The sequence below is a fragment of the Klebsiella sp. TF21-TM genome, assembly GCF_019753495.1.
GTDB lineage: Bacteria > Pseudomonadota > Gammaproteobacteria > Enterobacterales > Enterobacteriaceae > Klebsiella > Klebsiella quasipneumoniae.
Genome location: NZ_JAIJYL010000102.1, coordinates 1 through 1,320 on the forward strand (window position 1 = coordinate 1; position 1,320 = coordinate 1,320).

The 1,320-nt window shown below is 52.6% G+C and carries 1 protein-coding gene; it reads left to right on the forward strand.

Going from position 1 to position 1,320, the window contains the following annotated elements; all coding sequences use genetic code 11:
* The first annotated feature begins 69 nt into the window (after nt 1–69).
* Nucleotides 70–1,290, forward strand: coding sequence for an ISL3-like element ISKox3 family transposase (locus K5R89_RS27075; protein ID WP_000343760.1), 1,221 nt, complete (start codon nt 70–72; stop codon nt 1,288–1,290).
* Nucleotides 1,291–1,320 lie beyond the last annotated feature (30 nt).

Below are 1,320 nucleotides of genomic sequence, written 5' to 3' on the forward strand. Positions count from 1 at the left end.
ATGGGTCTTCCCTTGTTGTGGTGGCTGAAGGCATGATAATGGTGTATTTAATCGCCAGAGGTCACCGCCATGGACGAAAAGTCCCTCTACGCTCATATTCTCAACCTGTCCGATCCGTGGCAGGTAAAGTCCCTTTCTCTCGATGAAAATGCCGGTTCTGTTACTGTCACTATTGAGATCGCTGAAAACACCCGGCTAGCCTGTCCGACCTGCGGTAAATCCTGTTCTGTTCACGATCACCGTCATCGTAAATGGCGCCATCTTGATACCTGCCAGTTCACCACTATTGTTGAAGCCGATGTTCCACGAATTATGTGTCCGGAGCATGGCTGCCTGACGTTGCCTGTTCCGTGGGCTGGCCCCGGAAGCCGGTATACGTTGCTATTCGAATCGTTCGTTCTCTCATGGCTGAAAATCAGCACCGTTGATGCTGTCAGGAAGCAACTTAAGCTCAGTTGGAATGCGGTTGACGGCATTATGACCCGGGCAGTTAAGCGAGGTCTTGCCCGGATAAAAAAGCCATTATCCGCCCGTCATATGAATGTGGATGAGGTCGCCTTTAAAAAAGGACATCGTTACATAACGGTGATCTCCGATCGCGATGGTCGGGCGCTGGCCTTAACGGATGATCGCGGCACAGAGAGTCTTGCCGGCTATCTTCGCACGCTCACTGATGGGCAGTTGCTGGCTATCAAAACGCTCTCAATGGACATGAACGCGGGCTATATAAGAGCAGCGCGTATCCACTTACCCAGTGCGGTTGAGAAAATCGCCTTTGACCGCTTCCATGTGGCGAAGCAACTGGGCGAGGTAGTTGATAAAACCCGTCAGAATGAACATCCGCACCTCCCTGTTGAAAGCCGACACCAGGCAAAAGGAACCCGCTTCCTGTGGCAGTACAGCGATAAGTGGATGACCGAATCCCGGCAGGAAAAGCTGATGTGGCTGCGTGCACAGATGAAGCTGACGAGCCAGTGCTGGGCGCTGAAAGAGCTGGCAAAGGATATCTGGAACAGGCCATGGAGCGAGGAAAGACGGAGTGACTGGCAGAGATGGTTGGCGCTGGCGGCTAACAGTGACGTTCCCATGATGAAAAATGCCGCGAAAACGATAGGAAAAAGGCTGTACGGGATCCTGAATGCGATGCGACACAGTGTCTCAAACGGAAATGCGGAGGCACTTAACAGCAAGATCAGGCTGCTGAGGATAAAAGCCAGGGGATACCGAAACCGGGAGCGCTTTAAACTGGGGGTGATGTTCCACTACGGAAAGCTGAATATGGCGTTCTGAGCCTTCCCACCATGATCGGGGAAGACCCAT